The 22,462-nt window shown below is 75.6% G+C and carries 12 protein-coding genes; all 12 read left to right on the forward strand.

From position 1 onward, the window contains the following. The first annotated feature begins 409 nt into the window (after positions 1-409). The 12 genes from ACGF1Z_RS27440 to argF all read left to right on the forward strand — a co-directional run bounded on the left by ACGF1Z_RS27440 (position 410) and on the right by argF (position 22,371). Positions 410-1,135 (forward strand): Crp/Fnr family transcriptional regulator, encoded by a 726-nt coding sequence (locus ACGF1Z_RS27440; RefSeq protein ID WP_393008437.1) that lies wholly within the window; start codon positions 410-412, stop codon positions 1,133-1,135. An 85-nt stretch (positions 1,136-1,220) separates the two neighbouring features. After that, on the forward strand, positions 1,221-2,120 hold the full coding sequence (locus tag ACGF1Z_RS27445; RefSeq protein ID WP_393008439.1) for a hypothetical protein: 900 nt from the start codon (positions 1,221-1,223) through the stop codon (positions 2,118-2,120). Next, the gene (locus ACGF1Z_RS27450) at positions 2,117-4,519 is read left to right on the forward strand and encodes a hypothetical protein (RefSeq protein ID WP_393008441.1); all 2,403 of its coding nucleotides are present in this window, start codon (positions 2,117-2,119) and stop codon (positions 4,517-4,519) included. Before ACGF1Z_RS27445 ends, ACGF1Z_RS27450 begins: the two co-directional genes overlap by 4 nt. Further along, on the forward strand, positions 4,516-5,943 hold the full coding sequence (locus tag ACGF1Z_RS27455) for a hypothetical protein (protein ID WP_393008443.1): 1,428 nt from the start codon (positions 4,516-4,518) through the stop codon (positions 5,941-5,943). The genes ACGF1Z_RS27450 and ACGF1Z_RS27455 overlap by 4 nt, the downstream gene beginning before the upstream one ends. Beyond that, positions 5,940-6,512 carry a Pycsar system effector family protein gene (locus ACGF1Z_RS27460; protein ID WP_393008445.1) on the forward strand — a complete coding sequence of 191 codons (573 nt, stop codon included), beginning with the start codon at positions 5,940-5,942 and terminating at the stop codon, positions 6,510-6,512. The genes ACGF1Z_RS27455 and ACGF1Z_RS27460 overlap by 4 nt, the downstream gene beginning before the upstream one ends. Positions 6,513-6,519: 7 nt before the next feature. Then, on the forward strand, positions 6,520-9,102 hold the full coding sequence (locus ACGF1Z_RS27465) for a VWA domain-containing protein (protein ID WP_393008447.1): 2,583 nt from the start codon (positions 6,520-6,522) through the stop codon (positions 9,100-9,102). Between the two features lie 137 nt (positions 9,103-9,239). Then, positions 9,240-12,602, forward strand: coding sequence for a tubulin-like doman-containing protein (locus ACGF1Z_RS27470; protein WP_393008449.1), 3,363 nt, complete (start codon positions 9,240-9,242; stop codon positions 12,600-12,602). Then, complete coding sequence (locus ACGF1Z_RS27475; protein ID WP_393008451.1) at positions 12,599-15,094, forward strand: hypothetical protein; 2,496 nt, start codon at positions 12,599-12,601, stop codon at positions 15,092-15,094. The genes ACGF1Z_RS27470 and ACGF1Z_RS27475 overlap by 4 nt, the downstream gene beginning before the upstream one ends. Next, entirely contained in the window at positions 15,091-17,220 is a 2,130-nt protein-coding gene (locus ACGF1Z_RS27480) for a hypothetical protein (RefSeq protein ID WP_393008453.1), read from the forward strand. The genes ACGF1Z_RS27475 and ACGF1Z_RS27480 overlap by 4 nt, the downstream gene beginning before the upstream one ends. 3 nt (positions 17,221-17,223) lie before the next feature. Beyond that, positions 17,224-19,938, forward strand: a complete 2,715-nt coding sequence (locus tag ACGF1Z_RS27485) for a hypothetical protein (RefSeq protein WP_393008455.1) — start codon at positions 17,224-17,226, stop codon at positions 19,936-19,938. A gap of 40 nt (positions 19,939-19,978) precedes the next feature. After that, positions 19,979-21,211, forward strand: coding sequence for an arginine deiminase (locus ACGF1Z_RS27490; RefSeq protein ID WP_393008457.1), 1,233 nt, complete (start codon positions 19,979-19,981; stop codon positions 21,209-21,211). Between the two features lie 152 nt (positions 21,212-21,363). After that, complete coding sequence (gene argF / locus ACGF1Z_RS27495) at positions 21,364-22,371, forward strand: ornithine carbamoyltransferase (protein ID WP_393008459.1); 1,008 nt, start codon at positions 21,364-21,366, stop codon at positions 22,369-22,371. The last annotated feature ends 91 nt before the right edge of the window (positions 22,372-22,462 follow it).

The raw sequence follows: 22,462 nt of genomic DNA on the forward strand, positions 1-22,462 counted from the left end.
CGTGGCACCGTGCCGCGCGTCCGGGGAACGCCCCGCGCCGGGGGAGCGCCCCACGCCGGGGGAGCGCCCAGCGCGGCGCACCCCGCCGCGCACCCCGCGGCGCGTGCTGGGGCGTGTTCGCGCCGTGCCCGCGCCGGGGCTTCCGGTGGGTGGCCGGCCGGGGAACCGGCAGGTCGAGGGCCGGTGCGCGGGGGGGGCACGGGCAGGGATCAGGGGGCGCAAGGGGGCCGAAAACAGCGCTCCCTTGCGCCCCTCGTGTCTGGGTCGCCCGCGTTGACGTGAATCTTCGTGAGCCCCTAGCGTTCTTCACCCCACGGAGTGACGCAGCGTCAATAATGTGACGAGGGTTGCTCGTTGGCGGGGGAACAAGCACGCGAATGCGCCAGTCGTGCGGGGGTGTGAGCGACCGTTGAGTCTTTTCGGCCAGGACCGCTCCTTCCTGCACGCCCTGCCCGCGGGCGACCGCCGTGCGCTGCTCGACGAGGGCGCTCCGCGGACGTACGAGCCGGGCGAGATCATGATCCGCGAGCGGGACACCTCCGCGTACGTCCTCGCCCTGCTCTCCGGCTGGGCGGTGGTCTCCGTCGGCACCGAGCGCGGCGCCCGCCTCATCCTGGCGCTGCGCGGGGCCGGCGAGGTCGTCGGCGATCTCGCCGCGGTCGACCGCCGGCCGCGCAGTGCCACCGTCACCGCGCTCGGCCGGGTCGAGGCCGTCGCCATCTCCGGGGACCGCTTCCGGCGCTTCCTGGCGGCTCGGCCGCACGCCACCTCCCTGATCCTGCGACAGCTCGCCACCCGCCTGCGCAGCGCCGATGTCGAGCGGCGCTCGCTCGCTTCGGAGACCGTGCTCCAGCGGCTCGCCGCGCGGCTCGTCGAACTCGCCGAACGGGCCGGCCGGCACGCCGAGTCCGGCACCGTACTGGAACTGCCGCTGCCCCAGCACGACCTGGCGGCCGCGATCGGGGCGACGCGCGAAGCCGTGGCCAAGGCGCTGCGGCTGCTGCGCGAGCAGGGCGTCGTCCGCACCGCCCACCGCACCGTGATCGTCGTCGACATGCCCGTCCTCGTCCTGCTCGCGCAGGGGCGCGCACACCCCGGCGCGCACTCCTCCGACAAACAACCCCCGGCTGTGTAAACGGCTACATCGCCCTCGAGCCGCAGCCGTCAGGCTGGACGCGTCACCACCACGGAACCACCTGGACCACATCAGAGGAGTCCGAGTGAGCACTACGGGAGCGAACGCGGAAGCGCACGAGGGGGCGAGTGCCGGTGCACTCCACCGGCTCGTCGTCTTCGGCGACGTCGTCGGCTCCGGACGGCTCGGCATGGACGAGAAGCGGCTGACCCGCGCCGCCATGTACGAGGCCTTCGGAGAGGCGTACGCCTCCGTGGGCATCGAGCCCGGCACCGTCCACCAGGAGGACCGGGGCGACGGCATCCTCGCCGCGCTCCGCCCGGACGTGCCGCCCGCCCTCATGGTCGGACGCTGGATCGACACCCTCCACGAGAGCCTGCGCGCGCACAACGCGGGCCGGCGCGGACGCTTGCGGATGCGCGTCGGCATGAACGCCGGGCTCGTCCTCGACGACGGCCGCGGTCTCGTCGGCCGGGCCGTCGACCTCGCCTGCCGGCTGTGCGACAGCGCCCCCGCCAAGCGCGTCATGGCGGACGCACCGGACGTCGACCTGCTGATCGTGGTGTCCGACTGGCTCTACCGGAACGTGGTCGTCGAGGGCGGGCGTTACATCGAGCCCGACCGCTACCGGCGGGCCGGCGTCGTCTCCAAGGAGACCGACGAGGACGCCTGGTTCCACGTACCCGGGCTTCCCGAGCCGCCGATGGGTCCCGGGGCGGCACGCCCCGCGGGACCGGAACGCCGGGGTGGCGACCCAAGGACCGGCGGTGGGCCGTCGCGGGGGGACGGCTCACCGCCCAGGGCGCCCGCGGGCAACCGGTCGTACACGGCGGGCCGCGACATCCAGGTGATCGAGGGCAACACCTTCCACGGCCGCTTCACCGGCATCCGCAACGACCCCGGGGACGAGCGAGCACAAGACCCTGGGGCGGGGCACGGCGGAGACCTTCGTGACGGGGACGACGAGACGGAGGTCCCGGCATGAGCGACGACGACCTCGACCACGGCGGCGGGGGAGCCGCCGACCCGGAGCCCAGGGGCGACTCCCCGCAGGGCGGCGCGGGCGGGGACAACGGCGGGGGCCAGGGCGCCTCCGGGTCCGGATCCGGATCCGGGTCGGGCTCCGGTACGGGCTCCCCGGGCGGGGCCGCGGGCAGCAGCGGAGACGGCGCCGCGGGTGAACAGCCGCGTGAGCCCAGCCCGTTCGACAGCGCCGGGCGCAGCCCCCTCGGCGGCGCGGGCACGACCGGCGGCGCGGGCACGGCGCGGGCCGCGCGCCGGTCGCTCGCGGTGCCCCGGCCGGGCGACCACCGCACCTCCGCGGGCCGGGACGCCTATGTCCACTACGGCGACCGCCTCCACTTCCAGATCGGCGACCGCACCCACTTCGTCCAGGGCACCGTCCCGGGCGAGACCCTCGACCACCTCGACGACGTGTACTGCGAGACCGCCGGCTACCAGCGCATGAAGGAACGGCTGCGCAGCCACCGGGTCCTCGTGCTCTGCGGCGAGCCGGGCAGCGGCCGCAAGGCCACCGCGCTCGCGCTGCTCTCCGAGGTCGCCCGGCGCCGGGTGTTCCGGCTCGACCCGCGGCACGGCGTCGACGAGATCACCGCGGACGCCCTCCACGAGAAGGCGGGACACCTGCTCGAACACCTCGCGGAGGAGGTCCGCACCGAGAGCGAGTCGCGCCCCTCACGGGGCGAACGCACCGACCCCGCCCGCCGCCCCCCGGTGCGCCTCTCCGAGCTGCACCTCGACCGCTTCGCCGACCTGCTCGGGGGGATCGACGCGTACGCCGTGGTCGTCGTGGGGAACGGCGACCTCGCGGACCGGCTGCTGCGCGGCCGGTACGGGATGTACTGCGCGCCGCCGCCCGCCGACGAGGTCCTGCACCGCCACCTGCGGCTGCTGCTGCGCGGCGGGTCCGGGGAACTGCTCGCCGGGGCCCGGGCCCTCGCGGGCCGCCCCGACGTGGTCGCCGCCCTCGGCCTGGAGGAGCTCAGGCCGCGCGAGGCCGCCCGTCTCGCCGAGCACCTCGCGGAGCGGCAGCGCGGCGAACTCGACGACGACCGGCTGCTGGAGGAGTGCGCCGACCTCGCGCGCGTCCAGGCCCGGCAGTGGTTCGCGGGCGCCGACCGGCCGGGGACGCTCCCCGAGGCGCTCCCGTTGCTCGGCGCCGCCGCGTTCCGCATCGCCGTGGCCGTCTTCAACCGCTCCGCGTACAGCATCGTCACCGAGGCGGCCGAGCTCCTCACCTGGGAGTTCGCCGTCACCCTCGATCCCGGACACCCCGCCGGACGCCGCCTGTTCGGCACCCACGCCGAGCACCGCCCGGTGCTCGCCCGGTCCGTCCTGGAGGACACCGAGCTCGACCTCGGACCGGTCAGGGTGCCCGTGCGCGCCGTGCGCTTCCAGGGGGACGCGCTCGCCACCGCCGTGCTCGGCGAGGTCTGGCACGGCTACCACAACGTCCGCGGCCCGGTGGCCCGGTGGCTGCGCGCCCTGTGCGACGACCCCCGCCCCGAGGTGTGGGTCCGCGCCTCCATCGCGGCCGGGGTGCTCTGCTCCTGGGACTGGATCCACGGCTACCGCGAACTCGTCGCCCCCCTCGCGGGGACGGACGAACCGGTGGCCCGGATGGCGGCCGCGACCGCCCTCGCCGAGGCCGCCCGCGATCCCGCCGTCCGGCCCGCCGTCGCCGCCACCGTCAAGGACTGGGCCGGCTCCGGCGACGGCAACCTCCTGGAGACCGCCCTGCTCACCCACGGGTACCTGCTGGCCGCCGGCGGGGTGCGCGGCTCGCTCGACGCGATCGCCCGGGCGGTCCGCGCGCACGACGCCGCCGACGCCGCCCTTCTCGTGCCCGCGTCCTTCAGCGTCGCCCGGCTGCTCGCCTCGGGCGACCCCGAGCCCGTCGTACGGCGGCTGGAGCGCTGGCTCGCCGACGGGCGGCTCAACCTGGCCAACGTCGTGCACATGGCCGTGATCAGGACCCTGACCACCCGCACCACCTATCTGTGGGGCCTGCGTGACGTTCCCGAACTCGACGAGCACGCCGCCCGCCCGCTGCTGGTCGCCCTGCTCGCCACCCGGCCCGACCTCGCCCCCGCGCTCGGCGCCCTGCTGCGCCACAGCCTCAACACCGCGCGCGCCGGCGAGGCCGCCCTCGACGGCCTCGGCAGCCTGCTGCGGCGCGCCGCCAAGGACGCCACCGCCCTCGACCGGGTCTGCGCCCTGCTGCCCCTGCTCGCGGTCGAGCGCCGCGACCGCGACCGCCTCCGCGGACTGCTCAACGCGCTCGTACGGGACCGGGACCGCCCCCTGGACAAGAACGCGGCGCGCCGCATGTGGGACGCCGTAGCGGAAGGAGCGAAGCGATGAACGCGCCGAACCAGGGCGGACCGGAGCAGCGCGGCCAGGCCGCCCGCGGCGGCGGGGGCGGTCAGCCCGCGCGCGGCGGTCAGGGCGGTCGGGCCCGAGCGGGTGCGCCGCGACAGCAGGGGCGGCCGCAGCAGGCCGGGGGTGGCAGGGGCGCCGGCAAGAGCGCCGGCAACGGGCCGCTCGGACCGCTGCTGCGCGAGTGCCCGCCACCGTACCGCCGCACCAGCGGGCTGATCGCGGCCGTCCTGCTCTACCGCAACGGCGGCCACCGGATCATGTGGCCCGACCGCAACGAGGACACCAACAAGCCGCTGCTCGGCTCCCCGTACACCGTCTTCGAGGTCCAGCTGGGCCGGAACGTCACCGAGTTCACGCTCCAGCTGCCCGCCGCCGGGGACGGGGCCACCTTCAACGCGCGCGTCCGGGTGCAGTGGACGGTCGAGGACCCGCACCTCGTGGTCAGGGAGCAGGTGTGGAACGTCGCGGAGCTGCTCCACGACGACCTGCTCGACGGCCTGCGCTCGCTCTCCCGGCGCTTCCGGCTCACCGAGGCCCAGCGTGCCGACGAGGCCGTACGGGACGAGCTGGCCACCGGGCGGCTCGTGGTCGGCCGGGAGATCGGCCTGCGCACCCAGGTCTACGTGTTCTTCGACCTCGACGAGCAGATCAGGGGAGAGGTCGCCCGCGCCGACCTGGTCGACGTGACCAGCCGCGCCGACGCCCGCGAGGCCGAGGCGGAGCTGCGCAGGGAGCAGTGGGAGCGGAAGCGGATCGCGGCCCGCGCCGACGAGCTGGAGGCCATGTTCCGCCGCGGCGACCTGGCCCAGATCGCCCACCACATGGCCCGCAACCCCGACCAGGAGTGGGAGATCCGCACCCAGCTGCAGCGGGAGCGGCGCGAGGGCCAGGCCGACCTCCTCGCCGTCTTCAACCGGCTGCTCGACTCCGGGGTGCTCGAACGCCACGAGGTCGACGAGCAGGCGTACCAGATCATCCAGCACCTGCGCAGCAGCACGGGAGCCATCATCGGCGGTGTCGCCGGGCAGGTCCTCGACCCCGCGCACCGCACCGGCCGGCGGGCCGTGGAACGCGCCCTTCCCGAGCCCACCGCGCCCCACTGGGACGACGAGCCCGAGCCGCAGACGGCACACGCGGCACCGGACCCCCGGGTCTACGAACCCACCCGCGTCCAGGCCTCCTTCGAGCGCGAAGACCCGGCGGACCGCTTCGACGAGCGGTCCGCCGACCGGAGCGAGGAGCGCCACGACGACGGCCCGTTCGACGGCCGGTTCGATGGCCCGTTCGACGAGGGGATCGACGACCGGCCACCGCCCCCGCGCGCCGAGCACCCCCCGCACGATCCGTACGACACTCCCCGGCGTTCCCGTCCGAGCGCCGAGTTCGACGACTGGGACGACGAATGAGCACCCCGCAGCCGACCGGTGTCCCCACCCCGGCCACCGAACCCCCGTGCGACCCGGAAGCCCTTCCCGCCCGGGAGAACGCCCCCGGCCTCCTGCCGGCGCCCGACGCCGCAGAGATGCGGCGGATGGCCGAACAGCTGCTCACCGGCGTCCGGGACGACATCGGAAGGGCCGACACCAAGGCGGCGATCCTGCTGTCCGGCGCCCTCGCCTTCCTCGCCGTGGTCTTCTCGCGGGACCAGGGACCGCTCCCGTCCGGCGGCGGCCTCGTCGTGCTCGTCGTGGCCGGCGTCCTGTGGACCGCCGGGGTCGTGATGCTGGTCTCCGTCGTCCTGCCCCGCACCCGCCCCGGCGCCGAGCGCACGCTCCTGCGCGAGCTGACCTCCGGCACCTCGGCGGCGCGACTGCGGGCCCGGCTGGAGTCCTCCGGCGCGGACCTCACCGGCTGGCTCCTGGAACAGGCGAGCGTCCACGGGGTCGTCCTCGCCGCCAAGTACCGCTGGCTGCGACTCGGCGTCGCCGCCCTCGCGCTCGGCGCCCTTCTGGCCCTCTTCAGCGAACTGTGGTGAGTCGACCATGCACGTGACCGTGATGCTGACCGGGCGGCGCAGCCGCCGCAGGGGCGCGCTGCTCCTCGCCGGAGCGCTGCTCGCCCTGTCCGGACCGCTCGGCGGCCCTCCCGCCGCGGCCCGGGCGCACCAGGCGGCGCCCGCCGTCCCGGCGGCCGAGGGCGCCGACCCGATCGACTTCGCCGTCGTCGTGGACCAGTCGGAGAGCCTCGCCGACGAGGACCTGGCCCGGGAGACCGAGGCCGCGGCGCTGCTCAGCCAGGGCGAGATCTCCGAGCGGTCCCGGGCCGCCGTGATCGGCTTCGGCAGCTCGGAGAAGCCCGGCCAGTCGCCGGTGCGCGAGGTGTGTCCGCGGACCGTCGTGGACGCGGCGGGCCGCCAGCGCCTCAGCGACTGCGTCAAGCAGCTCGCGAGCCGCGACCGGCGGGTCGGCCCCGGCACCGACTTCCCGGCGGCGATCCGCCAGGCCGTCGCCCGCCTCACCGAGAACGACGAGAACACCGGAGGCACCGGAGGCACCGGAGGCAGCGGGAGCACCGACGGCACCGGGAGCGCCGGTAGCACCGGGAACTCCGACGGCACCGGGAGCGCCGGTAGCAGCGGGAGCACCGGGAACAGCGGGAGCACCGACGGCACGGAAGGCGATGCGGGCTCGGGCGCGGCCGGCGCCCGGGCCGCGAAGACCCCCAAGGTGGTCTTCCTCCTCACCGACGGGCGGCTGGACGTCGCCGACAGCCCCGAGTACGGGGCCGACCCGGCGAGCCGCCGGGCCAACGGCGAGAAGCGCCTCGAAGAGGAGCTGGCCCGCGCCCGTGAGGCGGGCGTGCAGATCTGGCCGCTCGGATTCGGGGACGAGATCGACCGGGCCGCGCTCACCGCGATGGCCGACGGCGGCTATCGCGGCGCGTGTTCCGACGTGCCCGGTTCCGTTCCCCGGATGCGGGTCGTCGCCGGCTCGGCCGGGATCGACAAGGCGCTCCAGGAGACCTTCGCCGCCGCCCGCTGCGCCCGGGTCTCCGAGGGCACCGTCGGCAAGCCGCCCGCCGACCTGTACGTCACGATCCCGGCCATCGCCACCGACGGCTCCCTCACCGTGAGCAAGCACGACCCGAAGGTGCGGGTCACCTACTACGACCCGCAGAAGCGCAAGATGCCGACGCACGGCGACTTCGACGGCTCCACCTTCGAAGTCAGCGGCGAGGACGGGCCCGTGGAGGCGCTGCGCGTCAAGAACCCGCTGCCCGGCCGCTGGCGGGTGCACATCGAGGCCCCGGAAGGACACCAGGACCGCGAGGTCGCCGTCCGCGCGATCTGGCAGGGCCGGCTGAGCTCCGCCGTGCTCCTCGACCCCGTCGCCCCGCGCCCCGGCCAGCAGGCCGTGGTCGAGGTGCGGATGCAGACCCGGCGCGGAGTCGTCATCTCCGACCCGCGCCAGCTGGCCGGCGTCTCCGTCGGCGCCCGGCTGTCCGGCGCCGGCTTCCCCCCGGTGAGCATCCGTCTCACCGACGACGGGCAGGCCCCCGACCGCAGGGCCGGCGACGTCCGCTTCACCGGCACGCTCACGGTGCCGGCCGGGGCCACGGGCGAGCTGGAGATCGTCACCGAGATGGCCGCTCCGGGCGTCACCTCCGACCGGCGTCCGTTCCACACCGCCGTCACCGAGGGCACCCCGCCGCTCAGCGCGCAGATCTCCGTCGAACGGGTCACCGTCCACCCCGGCGACACCGTGCGCGGATACCTTGACATCACCAACAACGACGGCGCCCCGCACACCCTCCGGCTCGGACTCGGCGGCCAACAGGCCGAGCAGGCCGGGCAAGGCGGGCAGAAGCCGCAGAAGGCGTCCGGGGCGCCGGGCTCCGCACCGGTCATCGCACCCGCCACGGTCGTGGCCGAGCCCGGACCCGCCACCCGCGCGGAGTTCACCCTCACCCTCCCGCCGGACACCCCGCTCGGCGAACTCGGCGGCCTGCTCACGGTCGTGGACACCACCCGGGGGGACCGCGTCCTCGACACCTCCTTCCTCGACGTCCTCGTCGAGGCACCGCCCACCTGGTGGGACCTCTGGGGGACCTACGCCGTCGCCGGCGCCCTCGTGCTCCTCGCGGCCGCGGCGGTCGTCGGGATCCGGCTCGCCGCGCGCCGGCGGCGTCAGGACCTGGCCGGGGTCACGATCGAACTCCGCAAGGACGGACGGATCCTGGACACCCTGACCGTGCGCACCGGCCAGAGCGCGGGCGGCGAGTTCCTCTTCAGCGTCGAGGAGCCGCGCGGCGCCGCGCCCACCCTGCGCCGGGCCCGCGGCGCCGCGGCTGCGCACCGGCTGCGCAGGACCGGCTCGGGCGACCTCCACTTCCGGCCGCACCGGGGCCGTGAGGCGCCGATACGGGCCGGGGAGCCGGTCGAGCTGGAGGAGTGCGAGGTCGTGGTCCGCGACGGCGGCCGCCCCGGCCGGGGCGGCCCGCGCACCCGCACGCGCCTGCCCCGCCGTACGACCCCGGGCCCCCGTACCGCCCCGGGCGCGGACGACCCGTCCGCCCCCGCCCCCACCACCACGACGTCAGGAGGCGGCTGGGACCCGGACTTCTGACCCGGCCAGTCCGCCGGGCAGGGGTCCGGGCGGTACCGCGCGAGGCCGGTCAGCCCCGCACCCCTCCCACCCTCCCGCACCCCACACCACGCCCCACGAACGAACCAAGGGCCCTCGGGTCCCCAGGGGAGACGACAATGAAGATCTACCAGCCCATGCTCTTCGTGGGCCTCGGCGGCACCGGCGGTCGCATCGGCAGCGAGCTGGAGCGCAGCCTGCGCCGCGAGCTGTGCGGTCCCGACGGCACCGAACTCGTCGACGGCGGCCGGCGGCTGCCCTTCCAGCTGCCCGACTGCCTGCAGTTCGTGTACGCGGACTTCAGCGAGGCGGAGCTGCAGCGCCAGCCGCAGTTCCGGGCCAAGGGCGCGGAGAGCGCCGCCTACGCCCGCACCTCCCGCATGGTGCGGGACCTGCTGCCCACCGACTACGACTCCTCGCCCGAGGTGACCCGCATGCTCCGGGTCGCCCTGCACGAGGAGACCCGGACGTGGCTGCCGCCGCAGGCACGCCAGCCGCGCGTCGCGCCCCTCCACAACGGCGCCGGCCAGCTGCCCACGGTGGGCCGGGCGGCACTGTTCGCGACCATGCGTTCCGGCCTCGACCCGGTCCTGCGCCAGCTGCGCGAGGCCATCGGCGCGATAGGCAACGCGGCCGGCGATCTCCAGCGGGTCGGCGGGGGCCGTATCCGCGGTTGCGACGTCTTCGTCGCCTTCTCCGTCGCCGGCGGCACCGGCGCGGGCATCTTCTACGACTTCATCCACCTCATCGGGCACGAGTTCCGCAAGGGCAAGGTGCCCGGCGTCAAGATCTACCCGCTGGTCGTCATGCCCTCCGCCTTCCCGCCCGAGGCGGGCGGCGGCCGCGAGGCCGAACTCAACGCCGCGCGCGCCCTCGTGGACCTCTCCCGGCTCGTGGACGACCAGAACGTGCCCGACGCGCTCGACGATGTCGGCGACGTGGAGCAGCGCGGCCGGATCAGCGTCCAGTACCCCGGCGACGGCGTGGTCGCCCTGCGCCCGTCCACGGTGCAGACGGCGTTCCTCTTCTCCAAGCCGGCCGTCATCGGCACCGAGGACCTGCGCCGCTCGATCACCGCCATGGTGATGTCCCTCATCGGCACCGAGCTCAGCGAGGAGACGGGCGGCGCCGGGCGCGCCGAGGACGACTACCAGTCCTTCGCGGCCAGCTTCATCAACAAGAGCGTCGAGCGCTCCACCCCGGCCCGTACCGGCATCGGCTACCGCGGCATGTCCACCAGCCTCGCCGCCTCGCTCACCGTGCCGGTCGACGACCTCGCCGAGATCGTCGCCGCGCGGCTGCTCGCCCAGGCCGTCCGCGGCCTCGGGGAGAAGGCGCGCCGGATCACCCCGGAGGACAAGCACCTCGTGCAGGACATGTTCAACCGCTCCGGTGTCGGCCGGCTGTGGGCCCGTGAGGCGCCCGACGTGCCACTGCCCGAGCAGCTTCCCAAGGGCGGCAAGGCCATCACCCAGGAGCTGCGCAACCGGATCGGCGACATGGGGGACGCGCTGCGACGCCTGGAGGCGGAGCTCGGCCGTGACGTTCCGCGGCTCACCGAGGACTTCAAGCCGGGCACGGCCGCACGTGAACTCCTCGGCCTCATGAGCCCGTTCCGTGTCGAGGCCGTTCTGAAGGGCATGCCCGGGCACACCGACCGGGTCGCCGCGGCCGGATTCGCCGGCATGCTCGACAACCGGCGCAACGACCCCGAGCGGCCCGCGGACGTGCAGACCTCCGCCCCGGCCATCCCGCACATCCGGCGCACCGTCGGGGGCATCGTCGCGGCCCGCTGGGGCGACCCGGACGTGCAGGAGGTGCTGGCCCGTCAGGAGGCGTGGTACCAGTGGCGGGCCAAGGTGCTGTGGCACCGCGCCTGGCAGGCCGGTGAGGCGCAGTGGCGGCCCGCGCTCCACAAGACCCTGTACGAACTGGGCGAGTTCGCCAAGGTGCTGCGCGCCCACGAGCAGGACGAGGGCAAGGCCTTCGCCGACCGGCGCCGCGAGCTCTACCGCGACGACCGCACCGGCATCTCCTACCTCCTGCCGCCGCAGAACAGCCTGCGCGCCTTCTACGACGACGTCCTCGCCCGGCTCGTCCAGAGCGAGGGCCTGCCCGAGAACACCGACGCGGCCGGCCTCCTCGAACGGCTGGTCCGCCCCGAGGAGTGGCGCAGCGCGCTCGACGCGGTGCGCCGCTCGCCCGGCGCCGCCGTCAAGGAGATCAAGCAGGTCGTCGAGCGGCGGGTGAAGAAGCTGTTCGGCGAGGCCAACGACGACCGGTTCACCCGCCCGCTGCTGCCCTCGATGGAACTGCTGCTGCGGGCCGCGTCCGGCGACGAGTCCGCCGAGTCGAAGGTCGACGCCCGCTGGCTGGAGCAGTTCCGCGCGGCGCTCGCCGGACTCCTCCCGGTCGGCTTCACGCCGGACGGCGGCGGCCCTCTGAAGATCCTCATCGTGCATCCGGCGAGCGAGTCCGACGGCCGGGCGGCCGACTACCTGCGCCAGGAGCTGAACCTGCCGCCGCGCGCCGCCCAGGAGTACCGGGCCGTCGACACCGACTCCATCACCGTCGTCCTCTTCCGCAGCGGTATGAACCTCACCGACATCTCCGAGGTCCGCAGCGTCCTCAGCCAGTGGGCCGAGGCGCGCGACTCCGGCGGGCAGGAGGACTTCCTGCACTGGCGGCAGCGGCTCGGACACCAGGACGACTGGCTGGTCTCCACGGAGGAGGACCGGCGGCGGATCATGCACCGGCTCCTGTGCGCGATGTGGAACGGGCACATCCACACGGACGGTCCGGCCGACTCGCCCCACCGGGTCCGCATCCGGCTGCAGGAGGGCGAGTCCGCCACGATGTCGCTGCGCCTGGAGGACTTCGACGGTGCGCTGTCCAGCTGGGCGGGTCTGCTCAGGGCGTACGAGCGGTGGGCGCTGCTCGACGAGGGCCAGATCATCGAGGAGTTCTGCGGCCGGCTGATGCAGGCCCTGCCGAAGGGGCTCTCGCACACCCCGGTGCCGCCCTCGCCGCTCTTCGTGCACTTCGTCGAGAAGGTCGCCCCGCGCCAGCGGGTGCTCCTCGACGAGGTGGCCGCCGAGTACGGGGAGGAGGCCGAGTGGCTGGCGCCGCTGCGCGACTTCTGGGAGGTCACCCTTCCCGGGGCCCTCGATCTGCGCTTCGCGGGCCCGGGCAAGCCCACCCGGCCCACCCTGCGCGCCCTCTACGAGCGGCACGCCCCCTCCACCGCCGAGCCGTCCGCGCACCCGCCGGCCCCGGCGCCCGCTCACGCACCCGCCCCCCCGCCCGTGCCGAACCCGGCTCCGGCGCCGGGGCCCGTGCAGGCCGCGGGACCCGTGCACGCCGCCGGCCACCAGCACCCGCAGCCCTCCCCGCAGCAGCCGCCCTGGCCCGGCGCGTCGCAGCCCGCCCCGGAGTCCGTGGACGGCGGCTACCCGTGGGACCGGGACGGTGAGGAGGAGTGAGCCGGCCCGTCGTGCCCGACCGGCCCCTGCCGGGCCACGCCGTCTGTCTCGACCTGCGGGCCGCTGCGTACGCCCCCGGGGACCGGCAGGCGCCCGAGGACGCCGTCCACCGGGCCCTGGGCGCGCCGCAGCCCCCGGGCGAGCGCCGCTTCCTCGTCCTCGACGACGCCGACCGGCTCGTCGGCCACCAGCTCCTCCACGAACGCCTCTCCTCCTACGGCCCCGCGCACGTCGTGTGCCTCGCCGTCGGAGCCCCGGGGGAGCGGACCCTGCGCCGCACGCTGACCCTGCGGCCACCCGCGGCCGGCGTGCTGTGGCTGCTCGACGGCTTCCAGGAGCCCGACGCCGGAGCCCTGCGTCCGCTGGTGGAGGTGCTCGCCGCCCCCGAGGTCTTCGACGCCGTGCTGCGCGCCCTCGGCCGGGTCGCCGGAGGCGTCGCCGTCCCCTCCGTGCGGATCCTGGAGCACGACCTGAGCGACGAGGCCCGGGCCAGGGCCTGGCGGCAGGCCGTGGAGGCGCTGACCGGTCCCGACGTCCCGGCCGCCGGGTCGGTCGGCAAGGTTCCCGGCGAACTCGCCCTGCTGCTCGACGAGTCGGTGCCGCGCTCGCTGTCCGGGCACGACTGGCTGCCCGCCGGCGGCCGCGCCGGCACCCGGCTCCGGGCCTGCGAGGACGCCCTGGAGGACGCCCGCGACGGCCACGCGCGGGTGCGCGGGCCCGCGGGACTGCTCACCCGCGCGGGCCGGGACGCCGACCTGCCCGGCACCGTCGAGCGGCTCGCCCGGGAACTGCGGGGCTTTCGCGGTGTCGTCGCCGACGCCTTCGCCGTCGCGGGCGGCACCCGGCCCAGCGCCGAGGAGCGCGGACTCCTGGGCGACCGGGGCATCCGGCTCCCCGAGATGCCCCGCGAGATCACCCGCACCGGCATCGTCCCCGCCCTGCGCGACCACACCCACGAGCTGATCGCCGGCCGTCTCCCGCTGCGCTCGGTCGCCGCCCGGCTCGCGGCCCTCGCCGCCCGCACCGCCCCCGCCGGCAGCGCCGCCCGCCTCGCCGAGCTCGACGCCGTCTGCGCGCCCGAGCGGCTCGACCGGCTCGGCGCCCAGCAGCCGTTCCTGGCCGGCGGCCCGCGGTCCGGCGCCGCGCTCGTGACCGGTGTCCTCGCCCTGCTCGCAGGCCTGTGGCCGGGCGCCGGCTGGGTCCTCGGCCCGGCGACGGGCCTCCTCGCGGCCGCCCTCGCCCTGCTGATGCTGAGGCGCCGGCCCAACCGGTCGCCCGACGGACGCCTGGACGGCGGCGCCGGTACGGGCTGGGGGGTGCGGCTCGTCGGCGGTCTCGTCGGCGGCCTCGCCGGCGCCGGCGCCGGAGAGGCCCTCGGCCTGCCGCGCTGGGCGACGGCGACCGCCCTGGCCCTGGCCGTCGCCGCGGTCGTGCTGCTCGCGCTGCGTGACTGGAACCGGGCCGTGGACGACTGGTGGGACCGGCTGGACGCCGAGGACGCCGGCCGCGCCCTCCAGGAGGTCCACGCCCTCGTGGTCACGACCGCCGTCCACGACTGGCTCTTCGCCGACGTCCGCCACCACTGCTCGGACGGCGCCGGCGCGGTCGCCCGCCTGCTGCGCGGCCTCGCGGCGACGGCGGAGGCGTACGCGGGGCCGGGCGCGCCCGATGCCCACCCGCTCGGCGGCTCCGGTCCGTACGCCCCCGCCGACCCGTTCGGCAGGGGCGCGGCGAGCGGGCCGCACGGTGCCGGCGCCGCGGGCGACGGCCCCGCGGCGGACGCCGGCTGGGACTGGGACGGCTGGACGGACGGCGCCGACGACGACGTCTGGTCCGACCGGGAGGAGCCCGGCCGGACCGCTCCGGCCCCGCCCCCGCGGCCCCCGGCCGCCCCGGTCTTCCCTCCCGCGCCCCCCGCACCGGCGCCGGAGTGGCTCGAGAGGCGGTACGGCGACGGGGGACCGGACCTCGTCGACACCCTGGTCTCCGACCTGGTCGAAGGGGTCACGGGCATCCTCGACACCTGCTGGGCCGGCATCGAGCGCGACCCGGGGAACGCGGGCCGGCTCCCGCTGGACGCACCGATGACCGCGCTGCTCGGCGAGGTCCGCACCCGCCTGGAGCGGGACGCCGCCGCGTCCCCGCCGCCCGGCCGGGAGCACGGCGAACGCCCCGACGCGGCCCGGCTCATCGGCGTCGCCCCCGACGGCGTCGTGCGGCTGCTCGCCGCCGACGACGAGCCGGGCCTCACCGTTCCGCTGTGCGGGCCCGAGCACCTGCGGCTGCTCTCCAACGAACCGGGCGCGGTGCGCCGGGTGCGGTTCGTGCCCGAGACCATGCGGCGGGGGACCGCCGGTGACGACATGTGGCGGGGCGCCGTGGAGGACGTGGTGTGGACGGGGGGCGGCCGGCACGCGGGCGTCCTGCGGCTCGTCCCCCTGCGGTCCGACGTCGTGCACACCGTCAGGGCGGAGGAGGGGGGAGCCCCATGACGACCGCCGACCGACCCGAGGACCGCCCTCCCGAGGAACGGGGGCCCGACGAGGAGCTGGAGTTCCTCACCGCGCGGGAGGAGCCGGTCCGCTTCGCCGTCCGCTACGGCGAGGACGCCCGCCCGCCGGGGCGGCCGCATCTGAGGACGCGGCCGGTCAGCCTGGGCGCGGGCCGGCCCGTCGTCCAGTTCCGGCTGCCGCCCTCCGCCCAGGGCGACCCGCACGCTTACGGCCTGCTCGAACGGGAGGTGGCCGCGGCCATCGCCCTCGAACGGCGCTACGGCGGCGAGAAGTACGCCGAGGTGTTCACCCGGATCGTGGGCTTCGACCTCGACGGCGCCGAGCCGTTCGTGCTCTACCGGCGTTCCGGGGGGACCCCGCTGACCGAGTGCCTGACCCGGCTCGGCGCGGACGAGCAGCAACGGATCGTCGGTCAACTCGCGCTCGCCGTGCGGCTCCTGGAGGACGCCGGCTTCGTCCACCGGGCGCTCGCGCCCGACACCGTACGCTGGGACGGCAGCCATGTGCGGCTGTGCGAGCCGTACGCGGCCCAGCGCGCCGGAGAGGCCCGCGAGCCCTTCGGCACCGCCCCCTGGGCCTCGCCCGAACAGCGTGCCGGACGCGGCGCCGCCGACAGTCGTGACGACCTGTGGTCGCTCGCGCGGATCGCCTACCTGCTGCTGTCCGGCCACCCCGGGCCGCCCGGCCGCACCGACCGGGCCGACGGGCCGCCGGAGGACCTGGGTGACTACCGGCGGCTCGCCGCCCTCGCCCAGAGCGGTCTCTTCGCCGCCGAGGCCGCCGCCCGGCCGTCCCCGGCCGACCTCCTGCGGCTGCTCCGGCTGACCGATCCGCTCGCCCACGCGGCCGGTGACGCCGACCGGCTCGCCGCCGGGAGAGCCCGCTACGACTCCGAACTCGTCCGCAAGCGGGCCGCGTTGCGGGCGGCGCGCGCGGAGACGACCGAAGCGGAACCGGACACCGCGCCGCCCCGGCGGGGGTTCCGCGCCCTGCTCTTCGGCGAGGCGCCGCCGCCCGCCCCGCGGACACCGGCACCTGCCGCAGCCGAACCGCCGCCGTCACGCGCCCGGTTGTGCCCGCACTGCCTGCTGCCCGTCGAGTACGACGAGCGGCTGCTCGTCACCATCGACGCCAAGGGCAACCGCATCCCGCTCGACCTGGCCGCCGAACACCGCCCCGGCCGCCGCCAGGACCGGATGCGCACCGCGTACCACCTCTGCCCGCACACCGGCGAGGGCGACGAGGCGCACGAGCTGCCCGTGCCCTACCTCACCAACGGCGAGCCGCTGTCCATCGCCTTCGTCGGCAGCTCAGCCGTCGGCAAGACGCATCTGATGGCGGCCATGCTCGGCGAGGTCGAGCTCGGCGGCCTGGAGCCGTACGGGCTCAAGTGCCTGCCGCTCAACCCGGAGGCGCACCGCACGTATCTGCGCGAACGCGTGCAGAACCTGCAGCAGGGGCGGCAGCTCGGGCGCACCGGGCAGCAGACCTTCGCCCGGTTCGCCGACGGACTCCTCGTCTCCGCGCCCGGCCGGACCCCGCGGCCCGTCGTCTTCTTCGACCTCGCGGGGGAGGACCTCGCGCAGGACGGGGAGGTGACGAGCTTCCTCACCGGCGTGGACGCCTTCGTCTTCGTCGTCGACCCGCTGCGGGCCCTGCGGATGCCGGCCCTCGACCCGGTGCGCGAGCGCTACGGGCTGCCGCGCCGGGACCTCGGCGACGAGGCGTTCACCACCGTCCTCAACCGGCTGCCCCGCCGGGACGGGTTCGTCATGGCACCCGCCGCGCTCGCCGTGAACAAGAGCGATCTGGTGCGCTTCGACCCCGCCGTGGACCGCTGGCTGGGGCGGGCGCTGCCCGACCGTCACGACGCGGCGGCCGAGCAGGACGAGAGCCGGGACGCCTACGCGTTCCTGGACCGGCACGCGAGCGCCGCCTGGCTGCGGCCCTTCGACGACTGCGCCCGCTGCACCCTGCACTTCGTCGCCGCGACCGGCGGACAGGCCCGCGGCGACCGCTTCCCGCACGGCGTGCGGCCGCGGCGGGTCCTGGCACCGCTGCTGTCCGTCTTCGCCGCGTGCGGGCTGCTTCGAGGAAGGGAGTGACCCATGACGCCCACCGACGACGCGGCCGACCGGGTCGACCAGATCGTGTTCCGCTGGGACAGCGGGAACGCGTCGGGCACCACCGGCTTCGGGCCGGTGGCCTGGTCCGGCGGGCGGGACGAGGCGGAGGCGCTCTTCCGCAGCGCCGGGACGGTGCTGCGGGCCAGCGGCGAGGAGACTCGGCCGGCCCTGATCCGGCTCCAGCGCCGCGCCGAGGCCATGCTGATCCGCCGCATCCCCTGGACCGACCCCGGCGGCGGGGCCTCCACCATCTGCCACGCCCTGGTCGGCCCCTCCGACCTCCTGGACCCGTCGCTCTGCCTGGGGCTGCACGCCTGGACCTGGGCGGGCTCGGACCTGCCGCTCGCCGCGGTACGGGGAGACCTGCCGGAGGTGCGGGAGGAGGCGCTGATCCCGGCCGCGGGCCTGGGCCAGCACGCGCTCGACGTACGCCTCCCGGACATCGCCGGGGAACTCGCCGGCACGGTCGCGGAGTTGCTGCGCCACCCCGAGGGGCGCTTCACGCTCCTCGACGAGCGGGGCGACACGGCGCTGCCGGTGCTGTGGGGGCTCTACAGCATGTTCGGTGAACTGACCGACCTCCGCTGGACCTTCGCCACCCACGACACGGCCGAACTCCGCGCCCTCCGCTTCGTCTTCGTCGGCCGCTGGGCGGGCGCGGCCAGCAGCAACACCGACCGCCACCGCGCCGACCCCCGTGAACGCGCGGGCGACGAGGCGGAGTCCCTGGCCGCCCGCCTGGTCGACCACCACCTCCGCGGCGTGGCCGCGGGCGCCGACCGCGAGTACGCCGTCGGCGCCGCGCTCCGCCACGCCCTGACCCGCCCGGGGGCGCCGCTGATGATGACGGCCCGTGCGGCCGTGACGCGTCTCGACCGGCGCTATCCGGCGGGCGGCGGCGGGAACGCCGCGTTCGGCGGGCGGCGCGGGACGGGGGACGGGGGGACGGCGGGGGCGTCCGGACCGGGCGGTCCGGCGCCCCTGGGGGCTCCGCCTGTTCCGCCTGTTCCGCCGGTTCCCACGGTTCCGCTTGTCCCCCCGGTTCCGCCTGTTTCCCCGGCTCCGGACGATGGGGAGGGCCCGGGGGGTCCGTCGGCACCTGGCGGCTCCTCGGGGCCTGGGGCTCGCTCGGCATCTGGCGCTTCCTCGGCCCCTGGCGGCTCCTCGGCGCCTGGCGCCCCCTCGACCCCTGGCGCCCCCTCGACCCCTGGCGGCTCCTCGGCCCCGGAGGCCCCACCCGTCCCAAGGGTTCTGCCCGTCCCAGGGGTCCCGCCGGTCTCAGGAGTTCAGCCCGTCCCAGGCGTTCCGCCGGTCCCGGAGGGGGCGCCGGTGTCAGCGGTTCCGCCGGTCCACGGGGCTCGGCTCGCTCCCGACGGCGCGTCGACGCCGGAGGAGCGGTCCGCCCCGGAGGGAAGGCCCGCCGACGGGCCGGGACCGGATCACGGCGGACCGGAGACAGGGGACACCGGGCCCGGCGCCGCAGGCGCGGCCGGACAGTGGCGTACCGCCGGGTCGGCGCGGCCGGGGAGCGGGCGGTCGTCCGAGCCCGCACCGGACAGCCCGGACCCCTGGCCGTCGGGCGACGGCACGGCCTCGCCGGGCCGGTCCGGCCCGCGGCCCTTCGTGTCCTCCTCCGAGGGCCGGGGGCCGGCGGGTCCGGGAGGCCATCCGTCGTCCGAGCCGGGCGCCGAGGACCTCGCCGGCACGGACCGGGCGGGCCGCCCGGTCGGCGCGCGGTCGCTCGGAGCCGCCGCGGAGCCTCCCGGCCTCGCGCCGTCGACCGGTACGGCGGGCCTCCATCGGTCGTCCGACGCGGGCGCCGCTCGGTGGTCCGACGCGGCCGCCGGGCCGCGCGCGGGGGGTGTGCTGGGGGCCGCCTGGGCGGGGCCCGTGGAGACGCGGCGGAGATACCGGGGGCGCCGCAGGGGCGTGCGGCGGGAGACCGGGCTGCAGGTGCTGCTGCAACGCGCGGACGACCCGGGGGAGTTGCGGGAGGCCGCGCACGGGGCGGCGGACGGCGAGCTGCTCCTGGCGCTCCGGGACCGCGGCCTCCCGCACCTCGTCACCACCGTCCTGATCCAGGAGGTCGTCCGCCGTTTCCCGGCCTGGGGCCACGGTCTCCGGAGGGACCTGCGCGATCTCGTGATCGCCGAGGAGTACTTCGTCGGGCGCGCCCATCCCGACGACCGGGTCCCCGCCGCCGAACGTGCCGCCGAGGCGGCGGAGCTGCACGACTGGGCCGTCCGCCCTGTGCTCGGCGGCGCGAAGGAGGGCGAGGGGCCGGCCGAACGGCTGGCCGCCGTGCTCGCCCGCTTCCGTACGAGTCCGGATCCCGCGGCCCGGGCCGCGTTCCGCCGGATCGTGGCGGGCGAGCGCCCCGGGCTGCCCGAATCGGTCTGGCGCACCCTCGTCCTCGACGTTCGCCTCACCCCGCCGGACCCGCTCGTCCCGCACCCCACCGTTCCGCCGTCCCCGGCCTCCACCCCCGGGACCTCCTCCCCGCCCCCTGCACGCCCGCCCGGCCCACGGGCGTCTCCGGCACCCCCGCCCGCCGCGGCTCCCCGTCCTCCCGACCCGGACACCTCCTCCGCCCGGCAACGCCGCGACGGGCGGGTCGCCTACGCGGTGCTCGGTTGCGCCCTGTTCCTCCTGGTGTCGCTCGTCGTCGTCATCTTCGCGGCGCTTCTGACACCGTGAGTACCACGCGCGGGCCGTCCCGCTCCGTCAGGATGGGCGCATGGGATTCCATGTCGATTCCGAGACCGGGCGGCTGCGCCGCGTCATCCTGCACCGACCCGATCTGGAGCTGAAGCGGCTCACCCCGTCCAACAAGGACGCCCTCCTCTTCGACGACGTGCTGTGGGTGCGCCGGGCCCGCCAGGAGCACGACGGGTTCGCGGACGTGCTGCGCGACCGGGGCGTCGAGGTCCATCTCTTCGGGGACCTCCTGCGCGAGGCCCTGGAACTGCCGGCGGCACGCGAACTCGTGCTCGACCGGGTCTTCGACGAGAAGGAGTACGGCCCGCTCGCCACCGACCACCTGCGCGCCGCCTTCGACGGGCTCGCCGCCCCCGAACTCGTGGAGGCGCTCGTCGGCGGGATGACGAAGCGCGAGTTCCTCGCAGGCCACCGGGAGCCGACCTCGGTCCGCTTCCACGCCCTGGACCTGGACGACTTCGTCCTCGGTCCGCTGCCCAACCACCTCTTCACCCGCGACACCTCCGCGTGGATCTACGACGGGGTGTCCATCAACGCCATGCGCTGGCCCGCCCGGCAGCGCGAGACCGTGCACTTCGAGGCGATCTACAAGCACCACCCCCTGTTCACCGGCTCGGAGGCGGGGAACTTCCACCACTGGTCGGAGGGGCAGTCCGACTATCCCTCGACCATCGAGGGCGGCGACGTCCTCGTCATCGGCAACGGTGCCGTCCTCATCGGCATGAGCGAGCGCACCACGCCCCAGGCCGTGGAGATGCTCGCCCGGGGCATGTTCGCGGCCGGCTCCGCGCGCACGATCATCGCGCTCGACATGCCGAAGCGCCGCGCGTTCATGCACCTCGACACCGTGATGACGATGGTGGACCAGGACACCTTCACCCAGTACGCGGGGCTCGGCATGCTCCGCTCGTACACGATCGAGCCGGGCGACGAAGGGCAGTCCCTGCGGGTGACCGACCACCCGCCGGAGCAGATGCACAGCGCCATCGCCGCCGCCCTCGGCCTCCAGGACATCCGCGTGCTGACCGCCACCCAGGACGTGCACGCGGCGGAGCGGGAGCAGTGGGACGACGGGTGCAACGTCCTCGCCGTCGAACCGGGAGTGGTCGTCGCCTACGAGCGGAACGTGACCACCAACACGCATCTGCGCAAGCAGGGCATCGAGGTGATCGAGATCCCGGGGAGCGAGCTCGGCCGGGGGAGGGGCGGGCCCCGATGCATGAGCTGCCCGGTCGAGCGGGACGCCGTGTGACCCCGGCCCCGTGACGCCGTACGACCGGCGACCGCGGGGCGGGGAGGGCGAGGGCGGGGGGCGAGGGAGGGGCTGTATAAGAATGCTAAATCGCGTATAGACTTCCAGCGTCCTCGTCCCCCGACGTCCCGACCGTATCCCAGGAGCACCCCATGGCCACCGACCTCACCGGCCGCCACTTCCTCAAGGAGCTGGACTTCACCGCCGAGGAGTTCCGCGGTCTGGTCGCGCTCGCCGCCGAGCTCAAGGCGGCGAAGAAGGCCGGTACGGAGGTGCCGCGGCTGCGGGGCCGGAACATCGCCCTGATCTTCGAGAAGACCTCCACCCGCACCCGCTGCGCCTTCGAGGTCGCCGCCGCCGACCAGGGTGCGTCCACCACCTACCTCGACCCCTCCGGCTCCCAGATCGGGCACAAGGAGTCGGTCAAGGACACCGCGCGCGTGCTGGGCCGGATGTTCGACGGCATCGAGTACCGGGGCGACAGCCAGGACGCCGTCGAGGAGCTGGCCGAGTTCGCCGGGGTGCCCGTCTTCAACGGGCTCACCGACGACTGGCACCCCACGCAGATGCTCGCCGACGTCCTCACCATGACCGAGCACAGCGACAAGGCCCTCGACGCCATGACCTTCGCCTACCTCGGCGACGCCCGCTTCAACATGGGCAACTCCTACCTGATCACCGGCGCCCTGCTCGGCATGGACGTCCGCATCGTGGCCCCCAAGGCCTACTGGCCCGCCGAGGAGTTCGTCGCCGAGGCCCGCCGGCTCGCCGGGACCAGCGGCGCGAAGATCACCCTCACCGAGGACGTCGCCGAGGGCGTACGCGGCGCCGACTTCGTCGCCACCGACGTGTGGGTCTCCATGGGCGAGCCCAAGGAGGTCTGGGACGAGCGGATCGCCGCCCTCAGCCCGTACGCCGTGACGATGGACGTCCTCCGCGCCACCGGCAACCCGGACGTGAAGTTCCTGCACTGCCTCCCGGCCTTCCACGACCTCGGTACCGCCGTAGGCCGCGACATCCACGCCCGGCACGGCCTGACCGAGCTCGAGGTCTCGGACGAGGTCTTCGAGTCCGCGCACTCGGTCGTCTTCGACGAGGCGGAGAACCGGATGCACACCATCAAGGCCGTCATGGTGGCCACCATGGGCGACCCGGCCTAGGGCCTGTTGCGAAAGTGGATCTTGCTCGTTGATGATCGCATGTCGTGGGACGTGGTGATCTAACGAACGGCCAGTGGGCCCGGCTTGAGCC

It is taken from the genome of Streptomyces sp. NPDC048018 (assembly GCF_043202995.1).
Taxonomy (GTDB): domain Bacteria; phylum Actinomycetota; class Actinomycetes; order Streptomycetales; family Streptomycetaceae; genus Streptomyces.